This window comes from Pleionea mediterranea (genome assembly GCF_003148745.1).
Classification (GTDB): domain Bacteria; phylum Pseudomonadota; class Gammaproteobacteria; order Enterobacterales; family Kangiellaceae; genus Pleionea; species Pleionea mediterranea.
The window spans coordinates 49,437-65,178 of record NZ_QGGU01000012.1; the positions used below are offsets into that span (position 1 = coordinate 49,437).

Annotated in this window: 13 protein-coding genes; 9 read left to right on the forward strand and 4 right to left on the reverse strand. The window is 44.6% G+C overall.

The window, feature by feature from the left end; translation table 11 throughout:
- Nucleotides 1-175 precede the first annotated feature (175 nt).
- Entirely contained in the window at nucleotides 176-1,498 is a 1,323-nt protein-coding gene (locus tag C8D97_RS15330; protein WP_109764678.1) for an HD-GYP domain-containing protein, read from the forward strand.
- A gap of 167 nt (nucleotides 1,499-1,665) precedes the next feature.
- On the opposite strand, the gene rsmB is transcribed toward C8D97_RS15330, so the two are convergent.
- The 3 genes from rsmB to def are packed head-to-tail and all read right to left on the reverse strand — an operon-like array spanning nucleotide 1,666 to nucleotide 4,462.
- Nucleotides 1,666-3,006, reverse strand: coding sequence for a 16S rRNA (cytosine(967)-C(5))-methyltransferase RsmB (gene rsmB / locus C8D97_RS15335; RefSeq protein ID WP_109764679.1), 1,341 nt, complete (start codon nucleotides 3,004-3,006; stop codon nucleotides 1,666-1,668).
- Between the two features lie 3 nt (nucleotides 3,007-3,009).
- Entirely contained in the window at nucleotides 3,010-3,957 is a 948-nt protein-coding gene (gene fmt / locus C8D97_RS15340) for a methionyl-tRNA formyltransferase (protein ID WP_109764680.1), read from the reverse strand.
- Between the two features lie 4 nt (nucleotides 3,958-3,961).
- Entirely contained in the window at nucleotides 3,962-4,462 is a 501-nt protein-coding gene (gene def, locus C8D97_RS15345) for a peptide deformylase (RefSeq protein ID WP_109764681.1), read from the reverse strand.
- A 177-nt stretch (nucleotides 4,463-4,639) separates the two neighbouring features.
- Between def and C8D97_RS15350 the strand changes: the two genes are divergently transcribed.
- The 8 genes from C8D97_RS15350 to C8D97_RS15385 all read left to right on the forward strand — a co-directional run bounded on the left by C8D97_RS15350 (nucleotide 4,640) and on the right by C8D97_RS15385 (nucleotide 14,117).
- The gene (locus tag C8D97_RS15350) at nucleotides 4,640-5,734 is read left to right on the forward strand and encodes a LysM peptidoglycan-binding domain-containing protein (RefSeq protein ID WP_109764682.1); all 1,095 of its coding nucleotides are present in this window, start codon (nucleotides 4,640-4,642) and stop codon (nucleotides 5,732-5,734) included.
- 62 nt (nucleotides 5,735-5,796) lie between these two features.
- Nucleotides 5,797-6,984 carry a DNA-processing protein DprA gene (gene dprA / locus C8D97_RS15355; protein ID WP_109764683.1) on the forward strand — a complete coding sequence of 396 codons (1,188 nt, stop codon included), beginning with the start codon at nucleotides 5,797-5,799 and terminating at the stop codon, nucleotides 6,982-6,984.
- Between the two features lie 45 nt (nucleotides 6,985-7,029).
- Nucleotides 7,030-7,503 carry a Smg family protein gene (locus tag C8D97_RS15360; protein WP_109764684.1) on the forward strand — a complete coding sequence of 158 codons (474 nt, stop codon included), beginning with the start codon at nucleotides 7,030-7,032 and terminating at the stop codon, nucleotides 7,501-7,503.
- A 225-nt stretch (nucleotides 7,504-7,728) separates the two neighbouring features.
- Entirely contained in the window at nucleotides 7,729-8,298 is a 570-nt protein-coding gene (locus C8D97_RS15365; protein ID WP_109764685.1) for an L-threonylcarbamoyladenylate synthase, read from the forward strand.
- A 27-nt stretch (nucleotides 8,299-8,325) separates the two neighbouring features.
- Complete coding sequence (hemF, locus tag C8D97_RS15370) at nucleotides 8,326-9,231, forward strand: oxygen-dependent coproporphyrinogen oxidase (RefSeq protein ID WP_109764686.1); 906 nt, start codon at nucleotides 8,326-8,328, stop codon at nucleotides 9,229-9,231.
- Nucleotides 9,232-9,271: 40 nt separating this feature from the next.
- Nucleotides 9,272-10,282 carry a porphobilinogen synthase gene (hemB, locus tag C8D97_RS15375; protein WP_109764687.1) on the forward strand — a complete coding sequence of 337 codons (1,011 nt, stop codon included), beginning with the start codon at nucleotides 9,272-9,274 and terminating at the stop codon, nucleotides 10,280-10,282.
- A 90-nt stretch (nucleotides 10,283-10,372) separates the two neighbouring features.
- Entirely contained in the window at nucleotides 10,373-12,544 is a 2,172-nt protein-coding gene (gene ppk1, locus C8D97_RS15380; RefSeq protein ID WP_109764688.1) for a polyphosphate kinase 1, read from the forward strand.
- Nucleotides 12,545-12,776: 232 nt separating this feature from the next.
- Nucleotides 12,777-14,117 carry a S41 family peptidase gene (locus C8D97_RS15385; protein WP_109764689.1) on the forward strand — a complete coding sequence of 447 codons (1,341 nt, stop codon included), beginning with the start codon at nucleotides 12,777-12,779 and terminating at the stop codon, nucleotides 14,115-14,117.
- Between the two features lie 82 nt (nucleotides 14,118-14,199).
- On the opposite strand, the gene ppx is transcribed toward C8D97_RS15385, so the two are convergent.
- Nucleotides 14,200-15,729 carry an exopolyphosphatase gene (ppx, locus tag C8D97_RS15390; protein WP_170115273.1) on the reverse strand — a complete coding sequence of 510 codons (1,530 nt, stop codon included), beginning with the start codon at nucleotides 15,727-15,729 and terminating at the stop codon, nucleotides 14,200-14,202.
- Nucleotides 15,730-15,742 lie beyond the last annotated feature (13 nt).

Below are 15,742 nucleotides of genomic sequence, written 5' to 3' on the forward strand. Positions count from 1 at the left end.
GGCCTATTTCTTCAAATCGGCAACTTTCGGCAAGATTTTTATTTCTTGTCAATCAAGCCTTAACCTTTGGTGATGTTCACTTGAATGACTGGAAAAAAGGGTGATTTTGGTCTATGAGCAAGTTTCACGTCTATACTGAATTCACAGTCATTTGATAAGTGCTAAACTCCCCTCTATGGAAGAAGTAAAAGAAGAACACTATATAGGTCATCTGAAAGACATTAATACCCAACAGCCGGTATTGGCTTCGGAAGATATCTACAATGAAAACGGCGTCTTGCTGGTTGCTAAAGGAACGCCGCTGAGTGCGTCAGCCAGCCAGAAATTACTGTCTCATAAACTGGCAAAGCCGTTGGATGAAGTGGTCGCGTTGGAACACCGATTGACGGAGTTAAAATTATTTCATTCGATCCAGCAGTGTATCAAGCAGTATCCGGATCTTTATTATATCCATCAGTCTTTTCAGTTTGATGGCACCTTAAAAAATTTATTTACCACCCATGATCTGCCACGCACTCTGTTGCAAAAATTGACCGTGTTGCAGGAGAAGTTTCCACAAGTCTATCAATGTACCTTATTTACCTGCTGGTTCAGCAGCCTGATGGTATCGGAGATGAAGCTGCCAAGGCAGCAGGCCGAATCCATTTTTTTGGCGAGTTTGTTTTCTGATTTAGGCCTGCTGCACATTGCGGAGGAGCTGGTCGAAAAAGACAGTTTTGATGACGCCGTAGAGCAGCGCAATTACCAGAGTCATCCGCTTATTGCCCGAATGATTGCGGATAATTGTTCGCTGTACTCAAATGATATGCTTGAAGCCATTGCGCAGCACCACGAACGTCGCGATGGTCACGGTTATCCAAAAAAGCTCTATGGCGAGCAATTAACTTTTGAAGGGCAACTGCTAGCTATGGTGAATCATTTGTATCACGTACGAATGAAGGTATTCGTAAAAAAGCATCACACATTAATGGAGTTTGCGCCTTATTTGCTGATAAATTTGCGCAGCTTTCCTGCCGAGTTAATTCGAGCCATGCATCAGTTATTGCGTCGTTCCGGATTGCCTTTGCATCATAATATTGAGCTCGGTCAGCTGGTATCGGCAAGCCAACAACTCACCATTTCGATAAAGGCGATCCGCCAGGTACAGGCAAGCCTTGTGGAGTTAGCTCATTTGCTGGAGCCTTTACAGACCATAACATCGGCGAAAAGATTGTTGCGTTCGGCCTTGTCGCTAAACAGTACAATAGTGCGTTCGGGACTCACCAGTGAAGACATAGAAAACTGGCTTGGCGGTCTCAAAGAGTCTGACTATCAGGACAGTGTGCAGGATGTGGCAGAATTGCAACATCTGGAATACTGGTTGTATCAGGGAATTGATCGCATTAAACAACAACTGAGCAAGATGTCTGAACAGGATAAAGTGAATGACTCCACCAAGCAGTCTTTAACGGGGTTGGCTGAGCAGATCCAGCAGCAGCTCGCCGTTATTTATATATGATCATTCATATTTAGTCTTTCATCTATAGCAATTCATATATAACAACCAAGGATGGCTCAATGATTCAAAATCTGATGAGAGACAATCTCAAAATTTGCCTTGCCTCAGCTTCGTTCGCTATTTTTAAGATGGCATCTAGCTTACTTAAGTCTGCTTACAGTATTTTATTACGAAGACTTTTTTAACAGGCTATAGAAAAAGCCATCGTGATCCCGCTGGGGAAAAAGCTGTAAACCAAAACCGGTATCTGTGCCGGTTTTTAATACTGTGTCAGGCAGCGTTACTAGCGCTGCGTCCGATTGCTGTTTCAAAAACTTTTTAATCTGCTTTTGATTTTCATCGGGCAATATAGAGCAGGTAGCGTACAACAGGTGGCCGCCGGGTTTTAATTGTTGCCACAGATTGGTCAGAATAGCGTTTTGCAGTTGCACCAGTGGCCAGATATCTTCATCGCGTCGATGCTGCTTTATATCGGGTTGCCGCCGAATTACGCCAGTGGCTGAACAGGGTGCGTCAAGTAATATGGCGTCAAACGGTTGCTGCACAGAATAGGTTTGCGCATCGTCAATGATCACCTGTGCGGTTAAATTAAGACGCTGCAAATTTTGATGAATTTTTTCGGCACGCGCGGCCTCAAGTTCCAGTGCAGTAAGCGACAGCTCAGGATGCATTTCCAGTAAGTGAGCCGTCTTTCCGCCGGGTGCGGCACAGGCGTCCAGTACACGATCGCCAGCATTAACGGGCAGTAACGCTGCAGCAAGCTGCGCCGAGATGTCTTGCACACTGAATAAGCCGGTGGCAAATTCGGGTATATCCTGTACGTTTCGCGCCTCGTCTAGAATTCGTGCGTCTTTAGCAACCGGGTGAGTTTTAAATTCGATATGGGCCGATTGCAACAATGCATCAGAGCTTTTAGCGTTGGCGTGACTGCGATTCAGCCTCAGGGTGAGAGGGGCTTTCTGATTACTTTGTTCGCAGATAGCTTGCCAGTGTTTCGGCCAGGCGTTTTTAAATCGTTTAAGCAGCCAGTCTGGCATTGAGTATTGCACCTTCTCTGGCGCATTCGTTTGCTCCAGTAATGATTGCTTTTGACGTAAGGCATTACGCAATACACCATTAACCAACTTGGCAGCCCAGTCTTTTTCCATTTGCCGACAGGCATTGACGCTCTCTGAAATTACCGCGTGCTCAGCAGTATTGAGATAGAGCAGCTGGTAAACGCTGGAAAGCAACAATGATTGCAGTGACCATTGGTTTTTCTTCAAAGGTTTTTGCAGCAGTTGGGAGATTGCCCAGTCGAGTTGTTCAAACTGCCGACAAACACCAAACAGACATTTTCTTGCCAAAGCACGGTTTCGAGGATCCGTTACTTGCTCGGCTATTTGTTGAGTCACCACATTTGCAGACTGACCCTGATAAATTACCTGTGCCACCCAGTTGGCAATTTGACCGCGTAAATTAACCGGGTGCTGTTGATTGCTCTGCTGGTGTGATTGACGATGGATCACCGGTTATTCACCAACCATCTGATTGGGGACGAACCATTGGGCTCGGGAATTCAATAAGTCGCCAGCCTTCATGCGCTTTTTACCTGCAGGCTGCAGTTCGAGTAAGGTAAGTCGACCATTGCCGCAGGCAATTTCTATACCCGACTTATCGGCACCGAGAACTGTCCCAGGTTGTTGATCGTGCTGTTCGTCCGATGCAGTGGCCTGCCACACTTTTACCGGGTCGTCCCCCACCTTGAAAAAGGCTACCGGCCAGGCATTAAAAGCGCGCACTTTACGGGCAATGACGTCTGCGGGATCCTGCCAGTCGATGGCGGCCTGTTGTTTGCTCAGTTTGTGGGCGTAGGTTACACCCTGTTGCGATTGAGCGGTTGGTTGGCTGCTGCCTTGAAGAATGGTTGGTAAGCAGTTACTTAATGTTTGAGCCCCAATTTTAGCGAGTTCATCATGCAGGCTGGCACCGGTTTCTTCGCCCGTAAGCGCAAGTTCAGCAGATTGCCAGACAGGGCCAGTATCGAGGCCGGCGTCCATTTGCATGATAGCAACGCCAGTTTTATCATCGCCAGCTTCTATGGCTCGTTGGATCGGGGCTGCACCACGCCAACGGGGCAATAATGAGGCGTGAACATTAATACAGCCAAGCCTCGGCGTATCAAGTACCGACTGGGGCAGTAATATGCCATAAGCCACCACAATCATCAGATCAGCGTCATAGGACGCCAGCTGTTTTAGATGGCTCTCATCTTTAAAATTGATCGGTTGTTCCACCGGAATATTATGTTGTTCGGCCAGTTGCTTAACCGGCGAAGGTTGTAATTTTTTACCGCGACCGGCTCGGCGATCCGGCTGAGTGTAAACGGCAACAACCTGATAGGCATCATTTAGCAGTTGTTCGAGGCAATGAGCGGCAAAGTCCGGGGTACCCGCAAAGACAATTCTTGGCTTGGTCATGGCGTTAGCGGGCCTTTTGTAACTTTTTCAGCTTCTTTTTTATGCGATCTCGCTTCAGAGGTGACAAATAATCGACAAACAGCTTACCTTCGATGTGATCCATTTCGTGTTGTATGCAAACCGCCAATAGATCTTCGGCATCGAGAGAAAATTTCTTGCCTTCGCGATCCAGGGCTTCTATGGTTACTTCATCGGCTCGTTCGACTTTTGCAAACACTCCGGGAAATGACAGACAGCCTTCTTCCCGTTGTTCTACCCCTCTTTTTTCAATGATTTTGGGGTTAATTAGTACTAACGGACTGTCCTGATTTTCGGAGATATCGATAACAATCAGCTGTTGATGAAAGTTAACCTGAGTGGCGGCCAGACCAATGCCCGGAGCCTGATACATGGTCTCAAACATATTGTCGATCTGCTGCTGCAAAGCATCGCCAAAGTCGGTTACAGGCTCTGCTTTGGTGCGCAGTCGGGGATCTGGGTATTCAAGAATCTCTAATAAAGGCATATATCTGTGATCTAAGTTCTAGTAAAAAAGTAACTTTTGCTGCTAAGATTATGATCATACTGAATAAGTCTGTATAAATATACTCAGATTTACTTGGCAACAAAGACGAATTGTGAGGTTGAGTTTAACAGTATTCGGTAGTGCTAACCCGATAGTATAAATTAAGGGATATCTATTATGAAAACGTTTATTGCCGGAATTGCGGCGATGGTGGCATTTTTCAGTGTTTCCTGGGCCGATGCCGCTGAGTTACGACCCGATCATCCGGAATTTCACATTGTACAACCGGGTGACACCCTCTGGGATATTTCTGCCCAGTTTTTACAGGACCCCTGGTTATGGCCTGAAATCTGGCACGTTAATGATCAGGTTGGTAATCCCCATTTAATTTATCCCGGTGATGTACTGGCGCTGGTTTATGTTGATGGCCAGCCGCGTATTGTGCGCAGTGACCGATTACCCGATGGTACCGTAAAGCTATCACCACAAATTAGAGAACTAAGCCGTGGTCAGGCGATTACCACTATACCGCTTGATGCCGTATTGCCATTTTTGGTCAGTGCCCGCGTCGTATCAAAGCAAGAATTGAAAGATGCTCCTTATGTGCTGGCTGGAGATGAAGGGCGATTGGCCAATGCAGTACAAAACAAGGTCTATGTACGAGGTATCACTACACCTGAAACCAGTAAGTTTGCGTTTTTCCGACAAGGTGATGACTACGTCGATCCGGATACCGGCGAATTTTTAGGCGTTGAGGCCATTCATCTCGGTTCGGGCATTAAGGTTCGAAATGGTGATCCGGCATCTATCCGCATCGATAATTCTGTTGCAGAGATTATGCGTGGCGACCGACTCTGGGCGACCAACGATGAGCAGTTACGCCCCTATTACTTTCCTCATGCTCCGGAAAAAAATATCGATGCTTCCATTATTTCGGTGTACGACGGTGTGGTGCAAATTGGTCAATACGACGTAGTGGTACTGAATCGTGGTGAGCGTGATGGTCTGGAAGTGGGTCATGTATTAACCGTACACCAACGCGGCGGCGAAGTGGTTGATCCTTATGCCCGAGATAATAAAAACGTCAATAAAGACGGCGCTTTCGTTAATTTCTTTAAAGATCTGGTGAATAAGAAAGAGGAAGTGACCTTGCCTGATGAAGAAGCGGGTATGTTGATGGTGTTCCGAACTTTTGAGAAAGTCAGTCTTGGACTGGTATTAAAAGCTCAACGCCCTCTGCATGTGCTGGATAAGGCAAAAACACCTTATTAATCAAATAACCCATCAATCTTTTTTAGTGATGGGTATAAAATCGAATAACAGGAGGTTCATGGATGAACCCATTACAGCTGCAACGCTGGTTTACATTATCGCAACTGGATCGCGTGGGCTGGGCCACCAGTCAAAAACTGCTGGATCATTTTAAAACCATTGATGAAGTTTTTGAGGCCAGCGAAGCCGATTTATTGGCGACTGGCGCCAGTGAGGCACTATGCCAGCGTTTATTAACTGCCGAGCCTGTCAATATTGATTATGAATTAGAATGGTTGGCGGCCGATAGCTCCCATCACATAGTCACGCCGGATCAATCCAGCTACCCTCGTTTACTGAAAGAGTGTCCCGGTGCACCCATTATACTGTATGGCAAAGGCGATATTTCACTGCTGCACCAACCACAAATTGCCATTGTTGGAACACGAAACCCGACACCTGCCGGCAAGCTTGCTGCAAAAGATTTTGCCGCAGAAATGGCAAAGCAGGGACTGGTGATCACCTCGGGCATGGCGTTAGGTATTGATGGAATTGCTCATCAGGCGGCATTATCAAGTGGTGGCGCAACCATTGCTGTAGCGGGTACCGGGCTTGATCGGGTTTATCCGGCACGACATAAACAGCTGGCGCATCAAATAGTAGAACAAGGACTTATAATTTCCGAGTTTGCACTGGGGACGCCTGTGAGGGGCATTAATTTTCCCAAACGCAACCGGATCATCAGTGGTTTGAGTTTAGGCGTATTGGTGATTGAAGCGGCGATTAAAAGCGGTTCATTAATCACGGCGCAAATGGCGGTTGAACAATCGCGCGAAGTGTTTGCACTGCCCGGTTCAGTGAACAACACTCTCGCTAAAGGGTGTCATGCTTTGATCAAGCAGGGAGCGCACCTTGTTGAAACGGCGGACGATGTGTTGCAACAGATTGGCTGGCTTGCTCAGGCTCAGTCTGACAAAGGAGAGTCGCAACAAAACTCCGAGAGCGCAGAAGCTTTTAAAGCAGCAAAACACCCGGATGCAAACGGTAAAAAAGAAGCATCGCTAGCAGGCGCATCACCGAAAAATGCCATCGACAGTCTGGATGAAGAATCGCTTAATTTATTGCGACAAATCGACTTTTGCTACACTTCGCTGGATTTATTGGTTGAGCGATGTGAAAAATCGGTGGCTGATCTTTCCTCAAAATTGTTAACATTAGAACTTGATGGCTGGATCACCAGCGGCGCTGGTGGTTACCAGCGACAAAAATAACCATATAAAGCAGTTAACCGATACTTTGCTTAGTTAGGGGAATCCATGAAAAATGACGTGCTAGACGTCTTGATGTATATCTTTGAGCGTTTTCAGGATCAGGAATATGTGGTCATTGAAGAGGCAACCAAACTTGCATCTGAATTAACGGAAGTAGGATTCTCAGATGTTGAGATCGATTCGGCACTGGAATGGATCGATGGGCTGGTAGAGTTGCGGGAGTCCGCTGACAAGGATCCTGATGAGGTATCAACGCCGGTATTCAGCAATCGCCTGTTTTGTGAACCTGAGTGTAAAGCTATTTCACTTAAAGCCAGAGGCTTTATTTACCATATGGAGCATCTGGGTGTGTTGGATGCTACCACCCGGGAACTGGTGATTGAACGGATTATGGCTCTGAATATGGATAATGTAGATGTAGAACAGGTTAAATGGATCACCATGATGGTGTTATTTAATTTGCCCGGTCGTGAAAGTGCCTGCGCCTGGTTTGAAAATATGGATGATCATATTCACTGAGTAAACCCCTCCTTTAAAGTTTACTCAGTGGGATTTAACTTTCAAGATATCCTGATTGCCCAACTAAATGCCATGAAGGCCGTTTTGTACTGGTGAATCATTTAGGTAATTAATTTCGCATTCCGTTGGTCCTTTGTTAAAATTTGCCCACCCACTAATCTCTGGTTAACCTCTAAATTAATCAGCCGATCATAATCAATGGTACATTGAACGACTGGATGAACGATGCATTCTAGTAGCGGATTTATTTCTAACTGGCAGCTTGATAAGGCTGCCATTTTGTTATCCAGAGGCGGCGTTATTGCCTACCCCACAGAAACCGTTTGGGGATTGGGTTGTCGACCGGATGATCCGGAAGCCGTGGATCGTATTTTATCGATTAAACAGCGAGTGCCAGAGAAAGGCTTGATCCTGCTGGCGTCACATCCAGACCAGTTTCGAAACTGGGTAACTCCGTTAACCAGTGATGAGCAAAAAAAGCTAATGGCGAAGCAACAACAACCGACGACCTGGGTGTTGCCAGCCACTCAACATGCACCTAACTGGATTACCGGTGGTCGATCGTCCATTGCCATACGAATGACCACGCACCCTCTGGCGCGAGGTTTATGCCAACGAATGGGTTTGCTGGTATCTACCAGTGCAAACCGTGCCGGAAAACCTTCGCTAAAACAGCGCTTTTCATGCATTCAACAATTTGCCGGTGAAGTCGATTGGGTCATGCCCGGACAATGCGGTGGAGAGCGCGGCGCTTCCCGTATCATCGACTGGCAAACTGGCCGCGTATTGCGATAATTCCGCTCTATCAAAATCAGGAACTTTATGAATAAACAACAGGTTTTAAGTTACCTTCAACAATTGCAACAGACGATTTGTAGTGCGTTGGAGCAACTCGACGGTGACGGGCAATTTATTAAAGATAGCTGGCAGCGAGAAGAAGGTGGTGGCGGTTGTTCGCGGGTGCTAGAAAATGGCCGTGTGATTGAAAAAGGCGGGGTGAATTTTTCTCATGTTATGGGAGAGCAATTACCCGCTTCGGCTACTGCCGCTCGTCCTGAGCTGGCGGGTCGATCGTTTGAAGCTATGGGGGTGTCGCTGGTGATCCACCCACACAATCCTTTTGTGCCCACCTGTCATATGAATGTGCGCTTTTTTGTTGCAGAAAAGCCTGGAGAAGATCCTGTCTGGTGGTTTGGTGGCGGCTTCGATTTAACACCCTATTACGGCTTTGAAGACGATTGCCGGCACTGGCATCAAACGGCATATAATGCTTGTGAACCTTTTGGCGACGCACTTTATGATGAGTTTAAAACTTGGTGTGATCAATATTTTCATATAAAACATCGTGATGAGGCCCGTGGTGTTGGTGGTTTATTTTTTGATGACTTAAACCGGTGGGATTTTAAAACCTGTTTTGCTTTTATGCGTTCAGTGGGAGATGCGTTTGTTCCGGCCTATCTGCCCATCGCTGAAAAACGAAAAGATCACCCTTACCAAACGTCCCATGTTGAGTTTCAGCGTTACCGGCGTGGCCGCTATGTTGAGTTTAATCTGGTGTACGATCGTGGCACCCTGTTTGGATTGCAAACCGGAGGTCGCACCGAATCCATATTGATGTCGTTGCCGTCACACGTCAGCTGGCATTATAACTGGCAGCCTAAGCCTGGTAGTGAAGAAGAAAAATTGTACACAGATTTTTTACCTGTGCGAGACTGGCTTAAGCAATAAGTTTTTTTATCGATGATTAAACCACATGTAGGAGAATCACGTGAGTGGATTTAGTTTTGGGTTTTATCCGTCAACACGAAAGCGGCGTAATCGAACCGATGATTTCGTTCGTCGTCTGGTGGCCGAAAACCAACTGAGTGTTAATGATCTTATTTACCCGGTTTTTGTGTTACCGGGTGAAAAGCAGCAACAAGCGGTTTCGTCGATGCCGGGGGTTGAGCGTAAATCGGTGGATCTTCTTCTGCAAGAAATCGAACAGCTGGTTTCACTGGGTGTTCCGGCTGTAGCCCTGTTTCCGGTTGTGGGTGACGATAAAAAATCATTACAAGCTGAAGAAGCCTATAACGAGCAGGGATTGGTACAAACAGCGGTTCGGGCCATTAAACATCGTTTTCCTGAAATGGGTGTGATCACGGATATTGCACTTGATCCTTACACCAGCCACGGACAGGATGGCATCATCGACAAAAACGGATATGTATTAAATGATGAAACCGTCGATGTACTCACCAAACAAGCGTTATCGCATGCTGCCGCAGGTGCCGATATTGTGGCACCTTCGGATATGATGGATGGACGTATTGGCGCAATTCGTGAGTCGCTGGAAGTAGAAGGCTTTGTTAACGCTAAAATACTCGCCTATTCTGCGAAATACGCATCAGCGTTTTATGGGCCATTTCGAGACGCAGTTGGATCGGCGGGCAGTTTGGGGAAAGCCGATAAAAAAACTTATCAAATGGATCCGGCTAATAGTGATGAAGCGCTGCATGAAATTGCACTGGATATTGAAGAAGGTGCGGATATGTTAATGGTTAAACCGGGTATGCCTTATCTGGACATTATTCGCCGCGTAAAAGAAAACTTTAAAGTACCGGTGTTTGCCTATCATGTCAGTGGTGAATACGCGATGCTGAAAGCTGCCAGCCAAAATGGCTGGTTAGACGAACAGGCTGTGGTGATGGAAGCCATGACCTGCTTTAAACGCGCTGGCACTGATGCCATTCTTACCTACTACGCCAAAGATATTGCTCACTGGTTAAAAAATTCATAACACTGTCATTGACACATTCCTGAACACAGACAATCATTAAAGAACGAAAGATAAACACGCTCTAGATGATTGTCTGTTTTAGGATCCTTAATGAGTCAAGATAACACCACTGAAAAGAGTTCGGTTACTGATGGCGCGGTAGAAGCCATAAAGCCATTGGGCAGTTATCTTGAAGAGGTCAATCCACCAACAAAAAAAGCGCTGGTTGATTTAGACAGTCCCGAGCTTTACATCAATCGCGAGCTATCCTTTTTACAATTTAACTGGCGTGTTTTACAACAGGCGCTGGATGAAGATCTGCCTATACTTGAACGAATAAAGTTTATCTTTATTTTTAGCAACAATCTGGATGAGTTTTTTGAAGTTCGGGTTGCAACGCACGTTCACTGGGCAACGCATCATCCACAGCGTACCGGCCCTGATGGTTTAACACCGCAACAGGTGCTTACCGAAGTCAGCAAAACCTGCCATAAAATGGTCGATGAACAGTACCGTATATTCAATGAGGTATTACTGCCGCAATTATCTAAACAGGCCATTCACTTTTTGCGTCGCAGACAATGGAACAGTAAACAGGCGCGTTGGATCAAACAGTATTTTAATAATGAAGTAGCTCCGGTTATCAGTCCTATTGGACTCGATCTGGCGCATCCGTTTCCTCGCCTGATCAATAAAAGTTTACACTTTATCGTTGCACTGGAAGGAAAAGATGCGTTTGGCCGTGATAGCGGTTATGCAGTGGTTCATATGCCTCGTTCATTGCCCCGTATAATTCAATTGCCCGATGAATTAAGTGAGCACGGACAAAGTTTTGTGTTTCTATCAGCCATTATTCACGCAAACGCTAAAGAGTTATTTCCGGGCATGAAGGTAAAAGGCTGTTATCAATTTCGCTTAACCCGTGACAGTGATTTATTTGTCGATGAAGAAGATGTTGAAGATCTGGCACATGCCCTGAAAGAAGAGTTGCAAAGTCGTGATTTTGGAACCTCGGTCAGACTTGAAGTGGCCGATAATTGTCCGGAAAAAATAGCGCATTTTTTATTGCAAAAATGTCATTTAACCGAAGCCGATTTATACCGGGTTAATGGACCGGTTAATTTAAACCGGCTGCTTAGTTTGCTGGATATGGTGGACCGACCCGACTTAAAATTCAAACCTTTTGAACCGGCCCATTCGAAAAAATTTGATAAAGACATTTTTAATATATTGCAGAGAAAAGATATTGTATTGCATCATCCGTATCAAGGGTTTGAACCGGTGGTTAACTTTATCAAAAAAGCAGCCAATGATCCCAATGTGCTTGCCATTAAGCAGACTCTTTATCGAACTGGGGCGCGATCACAAATTGTAGATGCGCTTATTGATGCCGCACGACAGGGTAAAGAGGTTACCGCTGTTGTAGAGTTAAGAGCGCGGTTTGATGAGCAGGCCAACATAGAATTAGCCAATAAACTACAGGAGGCTGGTGCATTAGTGGTTTATGGCGTTGTTGGTTATAAAACACATGCAAAATTATGTGTGGTTACCCGTCGCGAAAAAAAGAAACTGCGACATTATGCCCACTTAGGCACCGGAAACTACCACGCTGAAACTGCTAAAGTTTATACGGATTTAAGTTTGTTTTCTGCCAATAAAAATGTGTGTGACGATGCGCAACGAATATTTTTGCAGTTAACCGGAATGGGTAAAGCGTATCATATGAATCATATTTTACAGGCGCCTTTTACCTTACAAACAGGGTTGTTTGATTTGATCGATAAGGAAATAGAAAATAAAAATAATGGAAAGAAGGCTTATATTAAAGCGCGAATGAATTCTCTAACAGAATCAAGAATGATAAAAAAATTATACCAAGCCTCTCAGGCCGGTGTATCGATTGATTTAATAGTGCGAGGTTTGTGCTGCTTAAGACCCGGTCTAAAAAACATATCGGAAAACATACGGGTGCGATCCATTATTGGTCGATTTTTAGAGCATTCCCGGGTGTTTTGTTTCGCTGCCGATGGCGCTGAAAAAGTTTACGCTTCCAGTGCCGACTGGATGGATCGAAATTTATACCATCGGGTAGAAACCTGCTTTCCAATTCTCGATAAAAAATTAGCCACTCGAGTGAAACATGAAACCATCGATTTGTATTTAAAAGACAATACCCAAAGCTGGGAGTTGCACAGTGATGGCCGTTACATTAAACACATTCCTCAGTCGGAACCTTTTCGGGTACAAAGTTATTTACTTGGTGAATTAACCAGTAAACAGTGACCATGTATGTCCAATCATAAGTTTTTGATGATAGGTTTAAATGGCTCTATTTTTTTATAGAGCAAAAAGTTTGGCTAACAATATTTATTATTACAGTTGGGTTGTTTATAAGCATTAAAATAGCGTTGATTAGCCTATTGGGTAATAATTGGCTTTTTTTCTTCTTGTATTGAATTATGTTATAAACAAATGTAGTAATTATTATCCCGATAAAGCATGGCAGGTATTTATTATGATGCAGTATAGAGCTTTAGTTAAAGTTGCCCGTTGGTTGTTTATTTCAGTGTTGGCATTAATAAGTGCCTGTGGTGGTGGCAGTAGTGATTCATCTGGACCAACCCTAGGTGGCAGTACATTCCAGCAGTGCTCGGTACCGGATCAAAATCAGGTGTGGTTTGATTATCTGCAAGACTGGTATTTATTTTATCAGGATTTACCATCTTCCATCGATCCGGAAGCCTATTCCAGCGTCTCGGCAATGCTAAATGATGTGCGTTCAGCTCAGGATCGTTTCTCTTATATTATTACCAAACAAGAATACGATGAATTTTTTAATAGCGGCTCATTCTTTGGTTATGGTTTTAGTCTTGATCGCCAAATGTTTAATGACAGCTTTGTTATCCGTTATGTGTTTAATAATTCTGGCGCGGCCAATGCGGGTTTACAGCGAGGCGATCGATTAACCACGATTAATGGTTATACTATTTCAGAAATCCAGCAACAAAATATCGATGATGAAACAGTGTTTGGTCCTGATGAAGAAGGCTTTACCATAGAAGTGACCTACACCAATACCAATGGAGATAGCCTAACCACAAATATTGTTAAAGGTGATGTTGCTACCAATACCGTGTTTGCTGCGGATGTGATTAATACTCAGGTCGGTGCGGTGGGTTATTTATCGTTTCAACATGGCTTTATTGAGCCATCAGAAGCTGAACTCCAATCTGCGTTTGAAACTTTATCCGCTGGTAATCCGAATCAATTAATACTTGACCTTCGTTACAACGGTGGTGGTCGTATTAGTATTGCACAAATTTTAGGATCCTTAGTCGGTGGTGATACCACCAATAACGAAATATTAGGTACGCTTGATTATAATGATAAGCATCAAGACAGTAATTCGACTTATCGATTTAACAATCAAACTAATAAACTGGCAATTGATCGTTTGATTGTACTAACCACCGATAATACCTGCTCCGCCAGTGAAATGATCATTAATGGTATTGATCCATTTATTGAGGTTGTCACCATTGGCACAACCACTTGTGGTAAACCCATTGGTATGTCACCGCAAGAATATTGCGATATGGTAATGTCTGCGATTAATTTTAAAGTCGTGAATGCGGAAGGCTTTGGTGATTATTTTGATGGCATAAGCTCACAGTGTGTTGTCAACGATAGCATAGTGGCAGACTGGGGCAGCACCAATGATCCTGTGTTTGCAGAAGGCCTTTATTACGCGCAAAACAGCAGTTGCAGTATTAGTAAAATGAATGGCTTTGAGCGCTATATAGCACCTGAGAACCGTGAAAATTATCAAAGTATTTTGTTCAATAATACGTATTAGACAATGAAGAATTACCGTCAAAACGACTGATTCTTCAACAACACAATGACACAATAACGTAATATCACAATAAGGCTTAAGCTTATTCACTATTAATGACTAAGTTTAAGCCTGCTTTATTCAGGAAGTATTGTTCTTGCTGTAAATCTGCCGCCAACAGTTTATGTTGTTCCAAATAGCCTTTACTAAAGGTTAATACTAAAGTGTCCTGATCATCGATACTAATATCCGCATCCGGGCTATCAAAATCACGTCGTCGATGATTAAACAAAACTGCCAGACGAAGTAATCTTGCCAGACGGATCAGTCTTTGTTTATCTTGCTTATTGTCGATGGTATCAAATCGGTGCAATGGAAATTTTCGGCGAAAACTTCGAACCAACAGTGCCAGTTGTTGCTGCTGTTGCAGACTAAACCCATTGATGTCGGTATTTTTTAAAATGTATTCGCCGTGCTTCTGTTGCTTACTAAAATTAATATTCAGTCCAAGCTCGTGGCATCGAGCTGCCCAGCTTAATATAAGGCGTGATTGATCATCGTCTAGCTGCCAGTGTCTGGCCACTTTTTGCCATAATACCAAGGCGGTTTGGTTAACCCGTCGTGCCTGATCCATGTCCACATGATGTTTATTCAGCAAACCTTTGATGGCTCGCTCTTTAATATCGAATATCTTTTCGATACCGGTAAGTTCGTACAACATCCCTTCGCGCAATGCTGCCGGTGACGTTTCAATCGATGAAATTTTTAATGTCTGAAAAATGGCAATCAATATGGCCAGACCGGCAGGCAAAATTTCGCGGCGATTTTCAGCCAGACCATCCAGTACAATGGCATCAAAGTGTTTCATAGCCAATAATTGCTGTTTAAGTGTCAGCAAACAGTCCAGGGTGATGGTATTGGATTTGAAACCAATTCCATGACAAATCTCAACGATTGATTCTATGGTACCCGAAGTGCCAATGGTGAGGCTCCAGCCTTCTCTAAGGTACAAATCTTGTATTGATAATAGCTCTAGCTGTGAGGCCGTTATGGCACGCTCGAAATTCTCATCGTTGAGATGTTTATCGCTAAAATATTTTTGGCTGTAAGACACACAGCCCATTTGCAAGCTGTCCAGTAATACAGGTTCAAAGGCTTCGCCAATAGCAAACTCGGTGCTGCCCCCACCAATATCGATCACCAGTTGTTTGTGCTTTGATAGTTGGAAGTGCGCGACACCTTCATAAATCAAGCGCGCTTCTTCGGTGCCCGATATAACTTCAATCGGATAACCCAAAGCCTGTTGCGCCAATTGTAAAAACTGGCGGGCGTTTTTTGCTTTTCTTAAGGTATAGGTGCCTACCGCACGTACCTGCTGTTGAGGTAGGCCATGCAAGCGATGACGAAACTGTTTTAAACAGTCAAGGGCTCGCTGCTGTGCCTGTTCAGACAGCATATGTTGTTCATCGAGCCCCTCGGCAAGGCGAATTTTTTCTTTTAGACGACCAATAATCTGAAGATTATTGTGTTGCAGCCGGGCCAGGGTTAAATGGAAACTATTGGATCCCAAGTCGATGGCCGCTATTGTTGGCGCGACCTGTTCATCGATATTTTTTTCAGGCTGCTCAGCCATAGACATTCCTTGT